The following is a 20909-nucleotide window of genomic DNA, read 5'->3' as shown; positions in this document are numbered from 1 at the left end:
TAGAAAATTCGCGAAATATCGGTTACTTTGCAATATCTTCTGCTAGAGTTTTTTCTGCCTGCCACAATTCAAGATAGGACAAATGTTCATCCCTCACCACGCTAATTCATTTCATGACTGATCTGATTCTGTTCTGGCATCGTCGCGACTTACGAACGGTTGACAATATCGGACTGGCGGCTGCCCGTCAGAAAACGCCTAGAGTCGTCGGGGTCTTTTGCCTCGATCGCCTGATTCTCGATCGTGATGATGTTGCTCCTGCCAGAGTCACTTATTTGATCGAAAGCCTGCGAGAGTTACAGCAGCAGTATACCCAGGCAGGCAGCCAGCTCTTGATTCTGGAAGGCAACCCGATCGAGCGAATTCCGGCACTGGCAAAGGCTCTGAATGTTAAAGCCGTTCACCTAAATCGCGATGTCGAACCCTACGGACGGGAACGCGATCGAACCGTAGCAGCCGCTCTGCGCGAAGCGGGCATCGAAGTTCAACCCTTTTGGGATCAGCTTTTGCACGCCCCTAGGGCAGTGATCACCGGATCGGGACAGCCCTACACCGTCTTCAGTCCGTTCTGGCGCAACTGGAGAAGTCAGCCCAAAGCAGCTCCGGCTCTGAATCTGGAAGGAGCAACGGGTCTGACCGAAGCTGAACAGCAGGCCGCTCAAGCCGTCGGGACGATTGCCTCCGGCAACAGCGAAGCTACCGCCCTACCCAGCGCGAAGGATCTGGGCTTTGTCTGGGATGTAGACGTTCTTCCCCTGGCTCCGGGCACGAGTGCGGCAATGGCGCGACTAGAAGAATTCTGCAACGACTCGCTCACGGAATACGGTGAACAGCGCAATTTTCCCTCGGTGCGGGGCACGTCTCAGCTCAGCGCGGCGTTGAAATTTGGCACGATCGGCGTGCGAACCATTTGGGCAGCGACCGAGCAGGTTTATGACCAGAGCCGCAGCGATGAAACGCGGGAAAATGTGCAGTCCTGGCAGCAGGAGATTGCCTGGCGAGAGTTTTATCAGCACGCGATGTACAGCTTCCCGGAACTGGCAGACGGCGCATACCGAGATTCGTTCAAAAACTTTCCCTGGGAAAACCGGGACGATTACTTTCAGGCGTGGTGCGAAGGGCGAACCGGATACCCGATCGTCGATGCTGCCATACGTCAAATGAATACGATCGGCTGGATGCACAACCGTTGCCGCATGATTGTTGCAAGCTTCATGGTGAAAGATCTGCTGCTCGATCCGCGATTGGGCGAAAAATATTTCATGCAAAAGCTCGTAGACGGCGATCTGTCTGCGAATAACGGCGGCTGGCAATGGACGGCATCAAGCGGTATGGATCCAAAGCCGCTTCGCATTTTCAACCCCGCAAGCCAGGCACAAAAATTTGACCCAGAAGCCGACTATATCCGCGAATATCTACCGGAACTGCGGAGCATCGACACAGCCGATTTAGTCACAGGCAAGATTGGCTCCTACGATCGCGAACGCTGCGGCTACCCAGAACCGATCGTCGATCACAAAGTGCAGCAAAACCGCTTTAAGCAAATTTATCAGCAGCAAAAGGAAGTCACTGCCCTGAGCTAAAAACGATATCAATTCCAGAGGTGAGATGTAGCGGGCGATCGGTACTAATGAAGCCCTGTCAGCATCTTGCTTTTCAGCAGGTCAAGCAAGGCAAAGGCAGGTGGCGTCAAGAGGGATTGCTTCAGAATGGCAATACTGATGATTCTGTAGAGCGGTACAGGCAGGCTATAGACCTGCACTTCTGCTGGAATTGGTTCTGCGGCAAGGCGAGGGCTAATTGCAGCTCCCAGCCCTTTCGCCACCATATTCACGATCGTAGAATCCGATCGAACTTGATACATTGCGTTTAAGACCGCACCGTACTTTGCGCCGTGAGCATAAACCATCGCATCACAACCATCTCCATCGGGAGCCATAATTAACCCGTAGTTACTGAGTTCATCCCAGTTCAACCGATTGCCCGATAGCTTTGTGTCAGGTGGAAACAGAACGACGAACTCGTCTCGCATCAGCTCCCAGGTTTCAAACTCCTCGCCTGTGGGCAGGTAGGTAATGCCAATATCCGCCCGCCCCTTGCGTAAATCATCCTCAACATCATCGCGATCGTCGTATTCTGCAATGCGAACGGCAACGGCTGGATAGCGACGGCAAAATTCAGCGATTGCGTCAGGCAGAATGTGGGTAGCTGCACTGCGGAAGGCAGAAATTCGTACCTGTCCGCCTCGTAAGCCTTTGGATAAATCTGCCTGCTTGGTAATGTCGTCGATCAGGTACATAATCTGACGAGCGCGATCGACAATCTGTTCGCCTACTGGAGTCAGAATCGCACCGTAACGTCCCCGCGAAAATAAACTGACGCCTAAATCTGCTTCAAGGGCAGAAATGGCATGACTAATTGCAGACTGTGACATCTGGAGCTGCAATGCTGCCTCGCTAAAACTGCCGCAATTTGCGATCGTAATCAGCACTTGCAGTTGAGAGAGCTTCAATTGGCTTTGACGGCTATATCCCACGACGGTATCCCACAATGTCTCGTCTCGATCTGCCTGGATTATCGCAAAACCAACTTCAGTAGGGGGTTAATGATCCATGAGTGCGATCGATAGATGCCTATTAAAGCAGCAGATTGTCGCGTTTGACCGTTAACCAATAAGGTGAAATAACCCATGAATTCGGGCAGCTATGACATTCACGCTTCGTTCAGCGCACAGCAAAGGCATTCTCCTACTGATTCTGACGACGATCATCTGGGGAACGTCTTTTCCTCTGCTCAAACATACTTTAAGCAGTCTCTCACCAGGAGTTATTCTTGCGGCTCGATTCAGCATTGCAGCCGTAGCAGTTTTCCCCTGGCTTCGCAAACTCGATCGTCCTCTCATTCGGGATGGAGTGCTGCTAGGATGCGTTTATTTTGCAGAATGTGCCTGTGCTTTGATCGGTCTAGAAACCATTTCTGCGAATCGATCCGCCGTTATCATCAGCTTGAATGTCATTTTGGTTCCACTGCTGGCTGGCTTAATGGGTCAGCGTTTGTCGAGCAAAGTGCTGCTTGCTGCGGCTGTTGCGATGCTAGGCATTGGGGTGATGTCCTGGGAAGGAGGCGGACTCAGCCAGGGAGACGTTTTAACGATCGTCTGCGCCGTTGGAATTGCAGTTTATATTTTAATGTTAGAGGCGATCACTCCTCGTCATCCAACCCTGCCGCTGGTTGCGGTGCAGCTCGTTACAACGGCACTTTTAGGACTGTTTTTTTCAGTTTCAGAGTTAGCAGAGGCAGCTAGAGCAATTGGCAGTCAGTTCAGCAGCTTGCTCTACCTGGGTCTAGTCGTTACGGCAACGCCAATCTGGACACAGGCGATCGCTCAACGCTGGGTTGCTGCTCATGAAGCCGCTCTGCTCTACACATTGGAACCAGTGTTTGCGGCAGTGTTTTCTTTCTGGTTTCTGGAAGAAGGATTTGGCATTCAGGGACTAATTGGAGCAGGGTTGATCCTCGCCGCGACTGCTTATAGCCAGCGCCTTCGCTAATGCAAAATCATCCAAGACAACTCAAGCGGAATTCGTTACCCTGACCTTAGCGGCTCCAGTACAAGTTGGGGGAAAGATGGCGCAGCTTCGGGAAACTGCACAGGAAACTGTTAAATTCTGGCGCGATCCTGCACTGGAAAATTTGGAGATGCTGCGGGCAACTTATGTGACGCATACCTTCTCACGCCATACTCACGAAGGGTATGCGATCGGCGTCATCGAGCAGGGCATCGAAGAATTCACCTATCAGGGCGCAACTCATCAGGCTCCGGCAGGCAGCATTGTGGTAATTCACCCTGGCGAAGTGCATACGGGACACGCCGCAAATTCTGATGGCTGGACTTATCGAATGCTGTACCCGGATGTCTCTCTGATGCAAAAGGCGGCAGCCGAATTTACCGGACGACTAACGCTTCAGGAAAGTGCAAAGCAACCGATCGAAGTGCCCTACTTCCCCAATCCCGTGATGGATGACCCCCAGTTAGCGGCGCTGCTTCGGCAGCTTCATCAAACAATTGAGCATTCGCGATCGGTTTTAGAGCGAGAGTCACGCTTTTTGTGGCTATTTGCCCAGCTCATTGCCCGATATGCCGATGTTTGTCCTCGCTTTACTCCCATTGGCAATGAGATCCAGGTTGTCCGGCAGGTTCAGGATTATCTGAAGGCAAACTATATGCACAGTATTACCCTGGAGCAGCTTGCCCAGCTTGCCCAACTCAAACCGCTCCGGCTACTGCGTTTGTTTCAGAAGCACGTTGGTTTGCCGCCGCACGTTTATCTGGTGCAAACCCGCGTCATGAATGCGAAGGCACTGCTGCGATCGGGAGTTCCCTTAGCGCAAGCCGCTGTCGATACCGGATTCACAGATCAAAGTCACCTGAATCGCCATTTCAAACGACTGGTTGGAGTTACGCCAAAGCAGTATGCGATCGGCTGCAAAAACGTCCAAGATTTGCCAGAAGCAGTTTTCCTAGAATAGGACGGTTGTAATTCATTCAATTAGGGTTCACTCACAGGAATGCTTCACTCTACTTCCGTTTCGGCGGGTCTACCCACACCTCGATCCGAGTTTTGGGCAGGCAGTCGAGCCATGTTTCCGCTCGTGGTCGGGGCAACGCCGTTTGGAATCTTGTTTGGAACGCTGGCAGTCAAGAGCGGACTCTCGATCGCCGGAACGCTGGCAATGTCTGCTTTCGTGTTTGCCGGGTCAGCGCAGTTCATCTCGCTAGGCTTACTGGCCGTTGGAACGCCTTTACCGCTAATTTTGCTCACGACGCTGGTCGTCAACCTGCGCCATCTGCTGTACGCGATCGGGTTGCTTCCTTATGTGGGAAAACTGGCTCACCGATGGCGATTGGCAATGGGCTTCTGGCTCACCGATGAATCCTTTGCGGTGGCGATCGCCCGCTACTATCAATCTGATCCGTCGCCCTACAAGCACTGGTATTACCTGGGAGCCGCCCTGTTTATGTATGGGAACTGGCAATTCTGGACGGCGATTGGCATCTGGCTCGGTCAGCAGCTTCCTGATGCAACACAGTGGGGTCTTGATTTTGCCATGTCGGTCACGTTTATTGGCATGGTCGTTCCCTACGTCATCACCGTTCCCATGCTCATGACCGTTCTGGTTGCAGGTGTAACTGCGTTGCTTGCCCATTCTCTGCCGCATCAACTGGGCTTGTTAGTTGCCGCTTTAGCAGGGGTAGCCGCCGGATTCGCTGTAGAGCAGTTTTTTAGTCAGGAGACAAAATGAACGAATTTTATTTAATTGCTGGCATGGCGGCAATCACGTTTGCAATTCGCTATGGGCTGCTGGCACTCTGCGGACGGATTCGCCTGTCCTCAAAACTCACGCAACTGCTGCGATACATTCCTCCGGCAGTGCTGACAGCGATCGTGGTTCCTGCGGTGCTAATGCCGACGGGGAATGAGCTGCAAATCACGCCAACCAATGCTCGACTGGTCGGGGCAATTGTCGCGGTTCTGGTCAGCTACAAAACCAAAAATCTGTTGCTTACGATCGGACTGGGAATGCTGTCATTTTTCCTATGGCAGTGGTTTTTGCAAAGCAGCTTTCACTGACCCGCTCATTCTTTTATCTCCCTTTTGTTAGTTCCTATGTACTAGAATCAATACCCTGAGATAGACGGCACATCGATCGTTGCTGCTTATAACAGGAAGAGTATGGATTCTTGAACCGGGAAACCGATATGGCACTCGAAGAACTTCGGAAAAGCGAAATGATGGCGCATCTGCTGGATGCCCTCAATGAAGGCAAAGACATTGGACATTACGGCAGACTGACCTTTGCCATGATTGCGCGTCATTTTATGACAGAAGACGAGCTGATTGAATATCTGCAAAAAGACTCCGATTTCAGCGAAACGGAAGCTAAGGCACTGGTGAAGCAGGTCGAGGGCAAAGACTATAATCCGCCCAAGCGCGATCGCATCTTAGACTGGCAGCAGCAGCAGGATTTCCCCATTTGCCCCAATCCCGACGATCCCGATAGCTGCAACGTTTATCGCGACCTCCAGTTCCCCGATGAAGTCTACGAGCATATCTCCAGCTACTACGAACACAAAGTCAGCTAGGGAATTTATAAGGGTGATTTAAAACATTCCCTTGAAAGTACCAGCATTCCTGCATTCGCCCCCAGTTCCCATCCGTAGGAGACTTCCGATCAAAGGTTCAGTTCAGAATTCCTCAACCCAAGGACTTCAAACTTTACTCCGGCTCAAAGTCTCCCCTGAATGTGGGATTTAGGGGGCGGTTCGATCGCCCTTTCAAAACCTCTGTATGATTCCAACACCCTTTATGAGCCGCAGGGAGAACTCCCCTGATACAGCTTCAGCGTGCCAAAGTTAAGGCTTAGCGCGATGTTAAGGTTCTCGAGCGATTGAATCAGCCAGGTTACAGCATCGCTGGCATAGGTTTCATAGTGCTTAAACAAAATCGCCAGACGTGCTTCCAGGCAGGGCTTCACCTTGCGGCAAATCAAGACAATCTTCAGCAGCAGCCCGATCGTCGTTGTAATGCCCAGATTGCCCGTCAGATCGACAAATAAACTGTGGTTGAGCTTCTGAGGACTGTCTACGACCAGGAGGTTCAGCAGACGGCGGCAGGTTTGCACCATCAGCACATCGGAAAACGGGTCGGCGTGATGCTCTGGCAGCGTTTCCTTTAAGAACTGGTGCAGGCGCGAATTAAACTGGCAATTGCCATATTTTGGATCGATCGACTCCACCAAATACTCGTAGAGGTCATCCTTAAACGATCGATAGGACGAAGTGTGACTGGTATAGGTAACAAAGCGATGTGCCCGATCGCGGTAAGTATTAGAACCATCGATCTTGCCGCCGAAGTGGAGCAGTGCCCGATCGATCTGGCGATCGCTAAGCAGGGTCGGGTTTTGCAGCGATGCACAAGAGCCATTGGGCTGGGGCAATCGACCATCCTGCCGCACATCAGGCTGAACCTCATTGGATTGAAGGCTGAAGCTGTTGCCGATCTGTCGATGGGTAGCATAGCAGGCGAGGTCTCGCTCAAACTGACGCTGCACTTGACGGCGAATCTGGCGCACCCGACGACGCTGCTCGTCTGAACTGTCCCTAGTCAGCAGGTTTGCTTCGTACAGGCAGGGATAGCGGCGAATCAGCGTTCTCAAGGGTCTGGAGCCAGTGTAGTTATCTGGCGTTTGACTAACCACCTGTGCCAGGCGTTGCAGGGCGGCATACTGCTCGGTGGATTTAAACTGCTTCACAAGCTGCCGAAGGCGAAGGGCTGTTCGCGATCGAGCATGACTGTTCGGAACGCGATCAAATTGGTTCACTAACTCCGAGATCGCACTGTGGAGCCGGGGCTGCATTAGCCAGTGGTTAATCAAAATGTGACAGCTTCGATTGAGAATGAACTTAAAATCCTTCTCAACGTAGGGTGAGTCAATCACGCACTTGAGTGCCAGCCAAATTTCATGATTTGGGTAGCCTGCGCCATCAATGAACAGCATCCAAAAGCGCTCGATCAGCGCATCGGGTGATTCTACCCTGGCACAATCGAGAAGATGGCTGTAAAGTAACTGCTCCTGCAAAAGATTGGGCTGAACTTGGATGGTCCGACGCTGATAGTAATCTGACCAGGAATCCATCATGCTTGACGACTTCCTAAATAGTGCTATGAACGTAAGCGAAGCGCCCGAGGCAATCGGTTTATTTAAGGCGATCGGGTGAACTGTCGAACAGTTGTACAGTCAGCTATCAGGGGGCAGGACAGCAAACAGCACGATGAAGCAATCCAGGGAAACACGGCACAGGGGACACAATGCAGGGGATACAACACAGGGAACACGATGCAGAAAACAATTCCAGGTAACACCTGCAGCAGAAGTATCACATTTATACTCTGACTACAAGTGCCCAAGGACAGGTTCCTGCGAATCGTTTTTTCTGCGATCGGTTTTCCTGCAATCTTTTTCCTGTAATCTCTCTTCTTCCTATGGTTTCCTAAGACTCCTATTTATGAATCCCAAAAATGAGTATCGATATGAATCCTAAAAGTGAGTATTGATTAATTTTCTCAGTGTCTCTCTTTGCTAAAGTGGCTTATTGGTACCTGATATTAATCTAGCTTCTCAGTGAAATTGCTGAAATCAGTATGAACCTTTAACTTCATTTGCAAAGCTGGCTCGTCGAATAAAGTGAAATGGTCCGGCAATCGATCCCCACACTAGCTCGTTGGTGTCTGGATCAAGCCCGCGATCGAGGCTGATAAACTTCTGCTCGTCAATTTCAAATTCGCTGTCTAGATAAGTTGCCTGCCCTTTACGATGCACAATACAGCCTTTGCCGGGTTCCACCGAACCTTTAAAGCTATGCCCAGTCCATTGGACAATCATGTTACAGCCTGGAAGCTTCTCAAGCTGGTCTGGTCGCAGCGTTTGCAGTCGATTTAAATCGCGAGACGCACCATATAGAGCCGTTTCGTCTTTGACGACATAGTTTTCGATTTCAATGCGATCGCCTTTCGCGATCAGCTTGAGAACGCGCACCCGGTAAGGATCATTCAGCATATAGTCGTACGCCTGCTCAACAAAGAGACTCGTACCCGATAACAGATCAACGGGTAGCGGACGCATACAAACCCGAATGTGAGCGAAAAAGGGTGGATTTTCAAATGCCTGCGCCTGGTTGCTAAAGTCGGCTGCCATCCAGCGGGCAAGCGTCGCGATGTCGGTGGTGTGGGTCATGCCGGGATTAATACAAAGAGATGTAATAAAAGATTCAGACGATAATTTTCCCTATTCTATGAGTTTTTGAACGAGGTTTAACCCAGCAGGATCAGGAGAAACCCACAAAAGTTTCACCTTGCTTCAGGAATTGTACTTTCAGCGTTCTCCCAGAATTCCCGCCAAATTCTCTTTGAGGGATGCTACTGAGCAGGTGCGGCAACTTTCCTTAAACCGTGCAAAAGCGGCATTGCCAGCAGTCCCCAGCCAACGCCTGTGATTAGTCCAAACAGGGTCATGACGCCCTGGTTGACTTGCCAGCCCGCAAACATCTGCGCTCCATACTCAAATCCATAAGCCATCATCAGCCCACTGGCAAAAATCGCCCCGCCCCAGCCGTACTGATGCAGCCAGTAAAATCCTCTGCCTTTCGTCATGCCATAAAGCAATCGCGTTACGAATAAACCCAGAACCGTACCATAGCAGCGCATACAAACTGCCATCATCCAAGGGGGCGACAGGGCAAGACCCAATTCGGGCTGCGGGCAGACGTGACGACCCATGAAATAAATGATGTTAGCCACGATCGGTACACCCAACAATCCTGACCCTGCCAGAAACGGAGCCATCAGCGGACCCACAACCATTCCCGCTAGTAAAAAATCTGCCGTCCCGCCGGCCCAGTTCCGGGACGATCGCGGTTTTCTTGAGGCAATCTCCATTCAAGCTCTCCTCTGCGTCGCTGTCATTTATTCTAAAGGTCGTGGGAGCTGACTGTGAGAGGAAGCCAAACGATCGCACTCCGCTCGCGAATCAATTCAGGCATGCTGAAGCAACCGGACGATCGCCCAGGCAAACCGAGTTTAAGCGCAGCCAGGCTAAGCCATGCTGAAGAAACAGCCTTTTGCTTCTACGACATCAGGGCTAAGCGGGCGTGTTCAATGCAAGTGTCCAGCACCTTCAGAAACTCTGCCAGCCAGCGCGGAGGGGGAACCAAGCGGGAGCCGTAACCCGATTGCCGTCCACAACCGTTGAGAAGCCATCATTCGTGCCCGAACTGCCCTGTAAGTTGAGGAAACGGTCAAGGTAAGGTGAAACATTACAAAATCGAAATCTAGGATTTTGGAAAAAATATTCTGACTGGAAAAGAAACGTTAAAGCAGCTCCTAATTCTCCCAAATCCTTCGAAGCAAAGCATTTCCGCTTTTGTCATGAAATTGCTAAAGACTGTCTGTAACCAGTGTTACTACGGAAGCGATAACATGGTCTTTCTGTAAAGAAGCACCTTTAACCAGTGTTACTACGCAACCGATAATATGTTCTTTTTGTAAAGAAGCACCAAATGCGGATGTTCGCAGCTTCTAATTCTCCCAAATCCTTCAAGGCAAAGCATTTTGCCTTTGTCATAAAATTGCTAAAGACTGCCTGTAACCAGGGATTACTACGCAATCGATAATATGTTCTTTTTGTAAAGAAGCACTAAATGCGGATGTTCACCGAGGTGGTATGAACTTAAATGATGCTGATGGTGCATCGCTTCAAGATTGTTAGCGAATTAGGGTTCTAGCGAACAGAAGATCCTTCATCCCTTGGAATCTCTTTTTCCAAGGAGCTTAGATAATGCTGATGGTGCATCGCTTCAAGATTGTTAGCGAGTCAGGGTTTTAGCGAACAGAAGATCCTTCATCCCTTGGAATCTCTTTTTCCAAGCTTTATAGCCTTTGCTCATCGACAGAAAGAGTATCAATTGTCGGAGCAATGATGGCTATCAGCATCACGTTTTTGAATTAAGGAAAAGGACAAACCTAATCAAACCAAACCAGAGAAACGAGAGGTTTCCCAACATGGGTTCTCTCTTAGTTTTTCCATTTCCTGCTAACTAGATCCATCTGTTTTTGTACCGACGTAGCTGATGCTTCGGTGTGTTCTTGCTGCGCTTCCTGGCTCTAAAAGAGTAAAAGGATCGGGCAAAGTCTAGTGTCTACTTTATTTTTTTGCATTGGAGAATCGCATGAACAAGGTAACAGTAATTATCCCTGCTTATGGAGTAGAAAAGTATATCGCTTCAACGATCGAATCTGTTCTGGCACAGAGTTATCAGAACTTTGAACTGGTGATTGTTGACGATGGCTCACCGGATAGAAGCGTTGAAATTTGCCAACGGTTTAAAGATCCTCGAATCAGAATTCTACGCCAGGAGAACCAGGGACCTGCCGCTGCTAGAAACCTTGGAATTGCGAACTCTAGCGGAGAATATATTGCCTTTCTCGACGGAGATGATTTGTGGCAACCTGACAAGCTCGCCAAGCATGTAGAACATCTCAACAATGCTCCTGAAGTTGGTGTCAGTTTTTGCCGATCGGAGTTGATCGATGAGTTTGATCGATCGCTGGGAATGTATCAGGTCATCACCAAGCTAGAAGACATCACACCACTCGATTTACTTTGTCGAACACCGATCGGCAATGGCTCTGTACCTGTGATTCGACGTAGCACTTTAGAAGATATCAAATACACCCTTAATCAAGGTGAAACAGAACAAACTTGCTTTTTTAACCCCGATCGAAGCATCCATCCTTCTGAAGATGTGGAGTGTTGGATGAGAATTGCTTTGACAACGTCTTGGAAAATTGCTGGAATTTCAGATGCACTAACGCTCTATCGAGTGAACTCAAGAGGATTTTCTGCCAACCTTGAGAAGAAATTAGCTTCCTGGGAGCGAATGCTTGAAGCGGTAGAGCAGTACGCTCCAGACGCTTGCCAGAAATGGATGCGCCCTGCTATGGCTTATCAGTTGCGTCATTTAGCTCGACGAGCTGTTTCGCTACGTGATGGACAAATGGCGATCTCTTTTTCACACAGAGCGATGTCAGCCTACAGCCCCATTTTGACAGAAGAACCCTATCGAACGTTTCAGACTTTTGCTGCTGCGTATTCAGTTCGCTTCTTCCCGATCGAGCTGTATAAAAAGCTCGAAAAATTCATGATGCAGAAGAACGGTATTGTTCAAAGCTATGTCGCAAAAACTTCTGAGTAACAGAGGAGTCGTGGCGTTCGCTTGCTTCAGCAAAGATGGCTGAGAAGATATCTGAGAAATAGTAACAGCGATCCGAAGTGCCCTCTAGCTCCCAACAAGGTGACAGACCTGGATCTCTTGCCGGGTTCAAAGTCTTCTGGAATTGAGGAATTTAGGGGGCAATGTAGAATCTCTGGCAAGTAGCAGGACATCATTCAACCAGAGATAGGCAGGTCAACAGAATTAAAAGGCTCTTCGGAGAATGGGTTATCACAGCGTCAGTATCATCGTCAGAAATGCTGGAGATGAACGGGTTACCGCTTTGTTTAACCCATCCTTCGTTGTAATGATGTCCATCCACTGGCTACAACACCAACAAAAAGAGGGATCGATCGACCCCTCGCAGCTTGCAATTTTTAAGTTAGAAACTCAATTTTTTAAGTTGAAAACTACAGATTAAGAGCGAATATTAACCTTCTCGTCTTAGAGCCGCTTCGACCTGATTAAATTCAATTTCCAGACGGTCCTTTAGTTTTTGAGGGACAGGGCGATTGGGATAGGAGCTGTAGTGACCTGCAAGCGAGTTCAGAGCAGTTCTCATCGTGGTAAAAGAGCTAAGCTTCAGCAGCGAACCGTCGCGGCGATAGCGAGCTGAGAAATCGTTAATCTTTTCACGCGCTTCTACCTGTGCTTCTATCTTGTCAGGCGAATCATTTGGCAATTCTAGTGCCCCTTTGAGGCTTTCGATCAGTGCCAGGGTATCTTGGCGATAGTTGCCGCTGAGTCCGGTTGGCGACGATGAGCAGCCCATCAAACCAACTACCAGAACCAGCGCGAGAGCAAATACACGAGACAGAAATCTGTTCATAAAACCTCAGTAGTATAGAGCGCAGTATGGATAGTGTCCGATCGAACAATTCAACTGGATTCGACCCGTAATGCTGATTTTATCTTGTCTGGGATCGCTTTAACCTGATCCCTTACAGAGGCAGGTGCAGAGCAAAGCGGTGGGCAAAGACAAGGAGTACCTGAGTTTCAATGAAGCTAATTTACCCTCCGAGGAAAGCCTCTTCGCACCATCGCCAGTCCTTCTCCTAAACTGCTTTTATGCTTCTTCCTGCGTCTGCTTTTTCCGTTCATGCAGCTTTAGCAGCATCTCGGCGTGTTTCTCGCGAGTAATGGGATAGAAATAAGCCAGCACCATGCCGCAGACCAAAGCCGCTGTGGGAAAGGGCCCGATCGCCAATCGAATCGCCTGCACTGCGGTTTCGGGCTGAACAGGCGGCGGTTGTCCGGGAGTGGTTGCCAAAAATCCGGCGCGGTCGAGCGATTGCCCCACGAGAAATAGCCCTACCGCAAGTCCAAGCTTTTGCAGCAGCACCATGAAGCTGTAGAAAATGCCTTCCCGTCGCTGTCCGGTTCGCAGTTCATCGAGTTCGATCACGTCGGGAATCATCGACCAGGGAATTAAATAGGCGATCGACACTCCCGCGCCTGCCATGACTGCCAACGGGTAAACCAGAGAAACCTGATCGGGACGCAAGCCAAACAGTAAACCCTGAGCAATCATCCATAGCACCATGCCCATGAAGTAGGTCGCTTTTTTGCCGTAGCGATCGCTGACTCGTTGCCAAAAGAACAGCAGCACCAGAGCCGTCGCCTGCACGATCAGCGCGATCACCGTGAAATTTGCCGAGGGCATCCTAAGCGCGTCTACCACATAGTAGGGCAGGATTGAAGCCGTGACTTGAACTGCCATCCAGGAAAACAGGTAAATACCAATCACATACAGAAACGGCACATTGGTGAAAGTGACGAGAAAATTGACGAGCCAGCTCTTCTGCCGCCATTGTTCTCCCTGCGTGGAGGTGAGCCATCGCTGAAGCCACTGAGGAAGGGCGTTCACGGCGAGGCTGAGGTTTTGGGCGGTGGGGGTTGCGGCATCTGTAATGCGGGCAACGACTTTCGATCGCGCCGATGTGCCAAACACACACCAGTAAAGCGGAATTGTCGAAATCACAGCGCAAATGCCCCCCAGAATCAAATACTGCTGCTCTGGGTTGGGAAACGCCTGAAAAATCAGCAGTGCCAGAATCAGTGAAAAGATACTGCCGCCGATCGAAAACGCAAACCGATAGCTGTTCAAGCGGGTGCGCTCGTTGTAGTCCTGCGTTAGTTCAGCAGTCAGTGCCGTGTAGGGCAAGTTGACCATTGTATAAAAGCTATTAAACAGGATGCCGATAATGACGTAGTACCAGAACAACGCCTGCTGATTTGCGCCCGGATCTGCACTGAAGCGAGGAACCAACCACAGCAAAAAGAAAGTTATCCCAAACGGAATCGCGCCGTACAGCATCCAGGGATAGCGTCTGCCTTGGGCTGACTGCGTTCGATCGCTCAATAGCCCGACGATCGGATCATTCACCGCATCCCAGATTTTGCCAACCAGCAGAATGCTACCCGCAACGGCGGCGTTCAGTCCGGCAACGTTCGTGAAAAAGACGAGCGAAAAGAATGCCAGAACATTCGCGGTAATCGCCGGGCCCAGATCACCTGCGCCATAGGCAAGTCGAGTGCTGAGATTCATCGGCGGGGTTTGTCCAGTGGGACGGTCTGGCATCGGCGGGGAATTTGCGTCAGGAGAACTCATGGGATATGCACGTCAAACGGTAAAGTCTACTCTGCCACGATCGCAGAGGATTCTATTCAGGACGCAGGAATTCTTTAGCTGAGTTCCAGGAGGAGGCAGGGGGTCGGTTAGAAAAGTTCGAGCTGGGTAGATTGAGGCGGAGTAGATTCGTTCAGGCTGATTTGCTCCCAGGGAAGGGGCGGCACAGAGACTTTCTGCTGTGCTAAAAGCTGCTGAAATAAGCGGGCATTTTGCGGCGAGTGAACTTCGACTGGACAGTGAACGAAGAAATACACTTGCGTTCCCTGGGTGAGCCACTCGCGAACTTGCTCGGTCCAGGTGTTGAGATAAGACAGGTTAAAATCGCGATCGGGATGGCTAATATAGCGAATCAGCGTGAACGGAGCCGTCACCACCGGCTGAAGCGGAACCGGGGGCTTGCGTCGCTCCGAGCGCAATTGCGGATCATCGGGGCAGTCATAAATGGGGCGCGTATCGAGCAGAACTCGTCCGATCCCCAGATCAGTTAACAGCGCGTTGAGATGGCTAGCGTATGGCTCTTTGAACCAGTCGGGATGGCGCACTTCCAGAGCAAGGGGCGTTTGGCTGCGCGGAAAAGCGGTGAGAAATGCGGTCAAATCTTCCAGGCGAGCCGGACTGTAGCTGGGCGGGAGTTGGGCAAACATCGGACCCGATCGCTCCCCCAGAGGCTCCATGCGTTTCAGAAAGGCGATCGTCCCCGGAATGGCAGCCGTCAATAATCCTTGATGGGTCAAATCACGCGGAAGCTTCAGGCAAAACTGAAAATCAGCAGGCGTTTCGGTTGCCCATCGCTGCACAGTCGGCGAGTCGGGGATCGAATAAAAGGTCGTATTGCCTTCCACCGTAGTAAATCGACGGCTGTAGAGCCGCAAAAACTCAGACGATCGACTGCCAGAGGGAAACAGCGAGCCGACCCACTCTTTATATGCCCAGATTGCACAGCCTAAGCGGAAATTCATGTTTTGATTCTACAGGTGGGCTGCTTCTTAAAGGAGGTTTGATAGGGATGAGGGTTTCTACATCGCTCCCTAAATCTCCCAATTGTTAATCTCCCAATTGTTAATCTCCCAATTGTTAATCTCCCATTTGTCACCTGCCGCTCTAAACGAGCTTTGTCACCTGCCGCTCTAAACTAGCGAGGGCGGACTTCGAATCCTTGTAAGGGCTCGGTTCCCTCCAAAATGGGAGCTAGGGGAGCAACCCAAATCGCGTTATTCAGCGGGTAGGCATAACCAGGATTGCAGACAAAACGGTTCCGATCGGTTTCAGTCGGGAGAGTTCCTCTAGGATGGGTAGAATCGACAGATGAACTGCGGACAGCAATGGTACGCTTTGCAAAAGGGCGATCGGCGTAATTGCAGTAAAAACTGCCTGGGGCATGGGTAAGGTCATCCAACGGTGGAAAGCCGGACTTGACGGAAAACCTTACCGTGTCCATCATCAGTAGCAAGATAGAATGGATTGGCAACCATTCTCAACATTTCGCATTAAACAGGCGAGGAGCTTCGCAGTTCATGGGAAAAGTCGTTGGCATTGACTTAGGAACCACCAATTCAGTTGTCGCAGTGATGGAAGGCGGCAAGCCCATTGTCATTGCCAATGCGGAAGGAATGCGGACGACCCCGTCAGTCGTTGCCTTTACAAAAGATGGCGAAAAGCTGGTCGGGCAAATGGCGCGGCGGCAGTCCGTCCTGAACCCTCAGAATACCTTTTACGGCGTGAAGCGGTTTATGGGTCGTCGCTACACCGAAGTCAACCCAGACGCTAAGCGCGTACCCTATACAATTCGCAGAGACGAAACGGGCAGCGTCAGAATTGTGTGTCCGCGTCTGAAGAAAGACTTTGCGCCCGAAGAGATTTCGGCAATGGTGCTGCGAAAACTGGCAGAAGAAGCGACGCGCTATCTGGGTGAATCCGTGACAGGTGCAGTGATTACGGTTCCTGCCTATTTCAACGACGCACAGCGACAGGCGACCCGCGATGCCGGACGCATTGCTGGACTGGAAGTGCTTCGCATTCTCAACGAACCCACGGCGGCAGCTCTGGCGTATGGACTTGATCGTGCCGACAATGAAACGATTCTGGTCTTTGATCTGGGCGGCGGCACATTTGATGTTTCAATTCTAGACGTGGGCGATGGTGTATTCGAGGTGAAAGCCACCTGCGGTGATACCCAGCTCGGTGGTAATGATTTTGATAAGCGCATCGTAGACTGGCTGGCGGATCAGTTTTTAGAGCAGCATGGAATTGATTTAAGGAACGATCGCCAATCCCTTCAGAGACTGATGGAAGCGGCTGAGAAAGCCAAGATTGAGCTATCGGGAACTACTGTCACCGAGATTAATCTGCCGTTTATCGCCGCCACCGAAGACGGACCCCTGCATCTCGAAACCCGATTGACCCGATCGCAGTTTGAAGGCTTTTGCAGCGACTTGGTGAACCGTCTACGTCAGCCCGTTAAGCAAGCCCTGACAGACGCTCAGCTATCGCCCGCTCGGATCGATCAGGTGGTGCTGGTGGGGGGCGGTAGCCGCATGCCTATGGTAAAGCAGTTGGTGCGATCGCTGATTGATCTGGAACCCAACGAAAACGTCAACCCCGATGAAGTCGTCGCTGTTGGAGCCGCAATTCAGGCAGGTATTCTCACCCAGGAAGTGCGCGATATCCTGCTGCTTGATGTTACGCCACTGTCGATCGGTCTAGAGACGATCGGGGGAGTCACCAAAAAGCTAATTCCCCGCAACACTACAATTCCGGTACGGCGATCGGATGTGTTCTCCACATCGGAAAATAACCAGACGATGGTGGAAGTCCATGTGGTGCAGGGCGAACGCGAAATGGCAAACGATAACAAGTCGCTCGGTCGCTTTAAGCTGATGGGCATTCCGCCTGCGCCACGCGGCATTCCGCAGATTCTGGTGTCATTAGACATTGATGCAAACGGGATTCTGCAAGTCACTGCGCTGGACAAAACCACCGGACGCGAACAGGGCTTAACGATTCAGGGAGCTTCAAACTTGAACGAAGCCGAAGTGCAGCGCATGATCCAGGAGGCAGAGAAGTTTGCTGACCAGGATCGGCAGCTGCGCGATCGCATCGAGAAACGTACCAAAGCAGAGGCTCTCACCTTTGAAGCAGAGCGGCAGTTGCGGGAAGTGGCACTCGATTTTGGCATGCAGTTTGCCAGCTCTTACCGTCGCCGGATCGAAAATCTGGTGCAGGAATTGCGCGGCTATCTGAAGCAAAACGACGATCGCGGCATCGACATCACTCAAGCAGACCTGCGCGACGCAATCTACGAATTGCAGCAGGAAGTCTATTCCCTTACCCGCGACGACGAAGACGAGAAAGATTTCTTCGGCTCAATTCGCCGCACTCTGTCCAGCATTGGCGATGACCTGTTTGGCGACGATGACGACTATTACTACGACGATCGCCGGGATTATGGACGCGACCTCTACGGGCGCGATTCCCGTCAGGACTACGGACGCGACTATCGCCAGGACTATCGCCAGGATAACGGCAGTCGTAATAACGGTCGCGATGCCTTTGGTAGTGGCGGCAGTGACTATTACAGTGGTCGAGAGGATTATAGAAAAGACACTGGCAAAGATAGCCGCAACAATCTCGGCAGAGAAAGCTTTGGTCGAAGTGACTATCGACAGGATGATTACCGGCAGGATGATTATCGCCGCAACGATTCAAGCAGGGAGAACTTAGGCAAGCCTGGCAGGGATGACTACGATCGAGCCGATCTCGGCAGGGGCAATCAGGGCTACCGGGATGAAAATCCCCGTGATTTAGACCCATTTTCCTCCCGCAATAGTCGGCGCGCCCCCGATGCAGACAACTGGGAGCAGCCGCGTGACCCAAGTCGGCGGGAACCGCGTGACCCCTATGGGGATGAGCCTCGATCGCCCCGTAATGCCGGACGCGGAGAGGTGGATCGACAGCGTGAGCCTTATGCTGAGAACGATCGCTATCTAGAAGATCGGTATGACGCAGATCGATCGCGTCCCCGTGACCCTTATGCTGAGGACGATTACCCCCAGGGGGAAAGTGCTTCGCAACGCTATCGCCGAGATGCCCGCCGCTCCTATCCGCCCAGCGATCCCTACACCAATGCGGCGGATGACGATTGGGACGATGACGACGAGTGGTAGAGGACACCGCAATGCAAAACTTCCGAAACTATTACGCGATTTTGGGAGTTTCCGCCGATGCCACGGTCGAAGAGATTAAAAAGACTTTCCGCCAATTGGCGCGGCAGTATCACCCGGACATGAACCCCGGCGATAAGGTCGCAGAGGAAAAGTTCAAAGATCTCAACGAAGCCTACGAGGTTTTGTCGGATACAACCAAACGCGCACAGTACGACAAATACAAGCGATTTTGGGACAAGGATGGCGGCAGCAAACAGCGCGGCTGGGGTAACTTTAATCGTGCTCCTGAAGACATGGACTTCGGGCAGTTTCGCGACTTCAACTCGTTCGTCGATCAGTTGCTAAACCGCCGAGACCAGCCTGCTGACCCCCCGCCTGCCCGCGACCGCGATCCCTTCCGCCCTGGCACAACCAAAACAACCTACACCGTTCCTCGCTCTGGACCCAAACCCCGTAATGCGGAGGCAACCCTCACGGTTCCCCTTGATCGCGCCTACACCGGGGGACGGGAGCGGATTCGCCTGGAAGACGGTCGATCGCTGGAAGTGAATATGCCTGCCGGAATGTTTACCGGACAAAAGGTGCGCCTGAAAGGACAGGGCATCAACGGCGGCGATTTGTATCTGACGATCGAAGTGTCACCCCATCCGTTCTTTCAGCTCGACGGAGCCGATATCTATTGTCAGTTGCCCATTACCCCTGCTGAAGCAGTGCTGGGCGGACCGATCGAAGTTCCCACGCTGGATGGCTTAGCCCGCATGATGATTCCACCGGGTGTGCGATCGGGTCAACGGTTGCGGCTGGGCGGCAAAGGATATTTGATTGACGGCGATCGAGGCGATCAAATTGTGGAAGTTCAGATTGTCACACCCAAGGATCTGACCGAGCAGGAGCGAGAGCTATACGAAAAACTGCGGCAGATCGAGACATTCAATCCGCGTGCAAACTTGCCGATTTAGTCAGGGAATAGCACAACCAGCTGTCATCTCGAATCACCACGATAAAATAGCGATCGCTCAGTCTTTTCTAGCTGCAAGGAAAATTCGATCGCTTCACCGCGCTTCGGCAATCTGACTCTCACGGCTGCACAAATTTTACAGGGGCGTTCGTGAGCCAAACTCAGAAAACTTGATTAATGGCTCGACATCAAGGACACTCCTTAAAGCACAGGTTTTAACATAACAGTACAAAGTTTTAACTTTGACAGCATGGCTAATTCGTTGAGTCGTCTCAAATCGCTTCGTCAGCCGATCGATCGCACCGCAATTGTGCTGATTTTGGCGTTAACGCTGGCAATTGGCGGACTAATCATTAAAGGCGATCGGGCAATGGCACGAGTGCGCGACTTTAGCTGGGCGGGGCGGCAGGTCGGCGCAGAAGATACAGCATTTATTCTCACTTTTAGCCGTCCGATGGATCACAGCAGCGTGGAAAGTAACCTGAAGATCGATCCACCGTTGCGCGGCAAGGTGAGCTGGGCAGGCAGACGCATGGCGTACACACTAGAAACTCCGGCTCCCTACGGAGAAACTTATCAGGTGACGCTGAACGGCATTCGCGATCGGTTTACCCCTGCCCATGATCCCCATGCCGGAAACTCGCAGTTTAGCGGCACGTTTCGCACCCGCGAGCGAGCGTTTGTTTATCTGGGTGTAGCGGGGGAAGAGAAAGGGCGACTGGTGCTGCAAAATTTGACCCGCCAGGAAAAGCGCATCCTCACGCCGCCAAACCTTGCCGTAATGGAGTTTGAACCGTATCCGCAGGGCGATCGCATCTTATTTTCGGCGACGGACTCGGCTCAGAATATGCAGAACGTGCTGGATCAGCAGCTTTACACGGTCAGCACTGGAATTCAAATTGCATCTCCTGCCAGCACCCCCACCGAACTGAAGCAGGGTGTTGCGCCTGTCGCGGTTCCGGTGAAGCCTGCGGGCACGATCGATCTCATCCTGGACAACAAAGACTATCAAAATCTCAAGTTTGACCTGTCTCCCGATGGAGAGTCGATCGTCGTTCAGCGCGCCAATCGCAAAAACCAGGCTGAGTTCGGCTTGTGGATGCTGAAAACCGGGGCAGCCCCGCAGCAAATTAAAACCGAGCCGGGCGGTGATTTTTTGATCGCGCCCGATAGCCGATCGCTTGCCATGTCGCAGGGTCAGGGAATGGCAATTTTGCCGCTCGCAACGGATGCTCAGCGACTCGACTTTCTGCCCCGGTTTGGCATGATTTTGAGCTTTTCTCAGGATGGCTCGGCAGCAGCGATGGTGAACTTTAACAGCACGCC

19 protein-coding genes are annotated in these 20909 nt (G+C 51.5%); 11 read left to right on the top strand and 8 right to left on the bottom strand.

Features of this window, described 5'->3' with window-relative positions:
- The first annotated feature begins 113 nt into the window (after window positions 1-113).
- A complete protein-coding gene (locus H6F80_RS25815) occupies window positions 114-1583 on the top strand; it encodes an FAD-binding domain-containing protein (protein ID WP_190794379.1) in 1470 nt (489 codons plus the stop codon).
- 44 nt (window positions 1584-1627) lie between these two features.
- Here the strand turns inward: H6F80_RS25815 and H6F80_RS25810 are convergent, their stop codons facing one another.
- Window positions 1628-2536, bottom strand: a complete 909-nt coding sequence (locus tag H6F80_RS25810) for a LysR substrate-binding domain-containing protein (RefSeq protein ID WP_190794378.1) — start codon at window positions 2534-2536, stop codon at window positions 1628-1630.
- 169 nt (window positions 2537-2705) lie between these two features.
- Between H6F80_RS25810 and H6F80_RS25805 the strand changes: the two genes are divergently transcribed.
- From H6F80_RS25805 to H6F80_RS25785, 5 genes are all read left to right on the top strand, one after another.
- On the top strand, window positions 2706-3551 hold the full coding sequence (locus tag H6F80_RS25805; RefSeq protein WP_190794377.1) for a DMT family transporter: 846 nt from the start codon (window positions 2706-2708) through the stop codon (window positions 3549-3551).
- 76 nt (window positions 3552-3627) lie between these two features.
- Window positions 3628-4530, top strand: a complete 903-nt coding sequence (locus H6F80_RS25800; protein ID WP_190794376.1) for an AraC family transcriptional regulator — start codon at window positions 3628-3630, stop codon at window positions 4528-4530.
- 39 nt (window positions 4531-4569) lie between these two features.
- A complete protein-coding gene (locus tag H6F80_RS25795) occupies window positions 4570-5304 on the top strand; it encodes an AzlC family ABC transporter permease (RefSeq protein ID WP_190794375.1) in 735 nt (244 codons plus the stop codon).
- Entirely contained in the window at window positions 5301-5633 is a 333-nt protein-coding gene (locus H6F80_RS25790; protein ID WP_190794374.1) for a branched-chain amino acid transport AzlD family protein, read from the top strand. The genes H6F80_RS25795 and H6F80_RS25790 overlap by 4 nt, the downstream gene beginning before the upstream one ends.
- Window positions 5634-5761: 128 nt before the next feature.
- Window positions 5762-6145, top strand: a complete 384-nt coding sequence (locus tag H6F80_RS25785) for a hypothetical protein (RefSeq protein ID WP_190794373.1) — start codon at window positions 5762-5764, stop codon at window positions 6143-6145.
- 221 nt (window positions 6146-6366) lie between these two features.
- Here H6F80_RS25785 and H6F80_RS25780 read toward each other — a convergent pair whose 3' ends face one another.
- The 3 genes from H6F80_RS25780 to H6F80_RS25770 all read right to left on the bottom strand — a co-directional run bounded on the left by H6F80_RS25780 (window position 6367) and on the right by H6F80_RS25770 (window position 9497).
- Window positions 6367-7701, bottom strand: coding sequence for a Sll1247 family protein (locus H6F80_RS25780; protein WP_199296836.1), 1335 nt, complete (start codon window positions 7699-7701; stop codon window positions 6367-6369).
- Window positions 7702-8199: 498 nt separating this feature from the next.
- The gene (locus H6F80_RS25775) at window positions 8200-8796 is read right to left on the bottom strand and encodes a chromophore lyase CpcT/CpeT (RefSeq protein WP_190794372.1); all 597 of its coding nucleotides are present in this window, start codon (window positions 8794-8796) and stop codon (window positions 8200-8202) included.
- Window positions 8797-8978: 182 nt separating this feature from the next.
- Window positions 8979-9497, bottom strand: coding sequence for a DUF2085 domain-containing protein (locus H6F80_RS25770; protein WP_190794371.1), 519 nt, complete (start codon window positions 9495-9497; stop codon window positions 8979-8981).
- Window positions 9498-9599: 102 nt separating this feature from the next.
- On the opposite strand from H6F80_RS25770, the gene H6F80_RS31455 reads away from it, so the two are divergent.
- Window positions 9600-9785 carry a hypothetical protein gene (locus H6F80_RS31455; RefSeq protein ID WP_190794370.1) on the top strand — a complete coding sequence of 62 codons (186 nt, stop codon included), beginning with the start codon at window positions 9600-9602 and terminating at the stop codon, window positions 9783-9785.
- Between the two features lie 1001 nt (window positions 9786-10786).
- Complete coding sequence (locus H6F80_RS25760; protein ID WP_190794369.1) at window positions 10787-11812, top strand: glycosyltransferase family 2 protein; 1026 nt, start codon at window positions 10787-10789, stop codon at window positions 11810-11812.
- A gap of 448 nt (window positions 11813-12260) precedes the next feature.
- Here H6F80_RS25760 and psb27 read toward each other — a convergent pair whose 3' ends face one another.
- From psb27 to H6F80_RS25740, 4 genes are all read right to left on the bottom strand, one after another.
- The gene (psb27, locus tag H6F80_RS25755) at window positions 12261-12659 is read right to left on the bottom strand and encodes a photosystem II protein Psb27 (protein ID WP_190794368.1); all 399 of its coding nucleotides are present in this window, start codon (window positions 12657-12659) and stop codon (window positions 12261-12263) included.
- A gap of 237 nt (window positions 12660-12896) precedes the next feature.
- Complete coding sequence (locus H6F80_RS25750) at window positions 12897-14441, bottom strand: MFS transporter (protein ID WP_199296835.1); 1545 nt, start codon at window positions 14439-14441, stop codon at window positions 12897-12899.
- Between the two features lie 107 nt (window positions 14442-14548).
- Window positions 14549-15421, bottom strand: coding sequence for a DUF72 domain-containing protein (locus H6F80_RS25745; RefSeq protein WP_190794367.1), 873 nt, complete (start codon window positions 15419-15421; stop codon window positions 14549-14551).
- 256 nt (window positions 15422-15677) lie between these two features.
- Window positions 15678-15842 (bottom strand): hypothetical protein, encoded by a 165-nt coding sequence (locus H6F80_RS25740; RefSeq protein WP_190794366.1) that lies wholly within the window; start codon window positions 15840-15842, stop codon window positions 15678-15680.
- A gap of 134 nt (window positions 15843-15976) precedes the next feature.
- On the opposite strand from H6F80_RS25740, the gene dnaK reads away from it, so the two are divergent.
- The 3 genes from dnaK to H6F80_RS25725 form a co-directional block, all read left to right on the top strand.
- Window positions 15977-18625, top strand: a complete 2649-nt coding sequence (gene dnaK, locus H6F80_RS25735; RefSeq protein WP_190794365.1) for a molecular chaperone DnaK — start codon at window positions 15977-15979, stop codon at window positions 18623-18625.
- A gap of 11 nt (window positions 18626-18636) precedes the next feature.
- Window positions 18637-19584, top strand: coding sequence for a DnaJ C-terminal domain-containing protein (locus H6F80_RS25730; protein ID WP_190794364.1), 948 nt, complete (start codon window positions 18637-18639; stop codon window positions 19582-19584).
- A 249-nt stretch (window positions 19585-19833) separates the two neighbouring features.
- Window positions 19834-20909, top strand: a 1076-nt coding sequence (locus H6F80_RS25725; RefSeq protein WP_190794363.1) for an Ig-like domain-containing domain, incomplete at its 3' end; no start/stop codon positions are given.

The organism is Leptolyngbya sp. FACHB-711 (genome assembly GCF_014695615.1).
Lineage (GTDB): Bacteria > Cyanobacteriota > Cyanobacteriia > Elainellales > Elainellaceae > Leptolyngbya_A.
The sequence above is the reverse complement of the archived record's forward strand: the minus strand, read 5'-3'. Positions and strand labels throughout refer to the sequence as shown.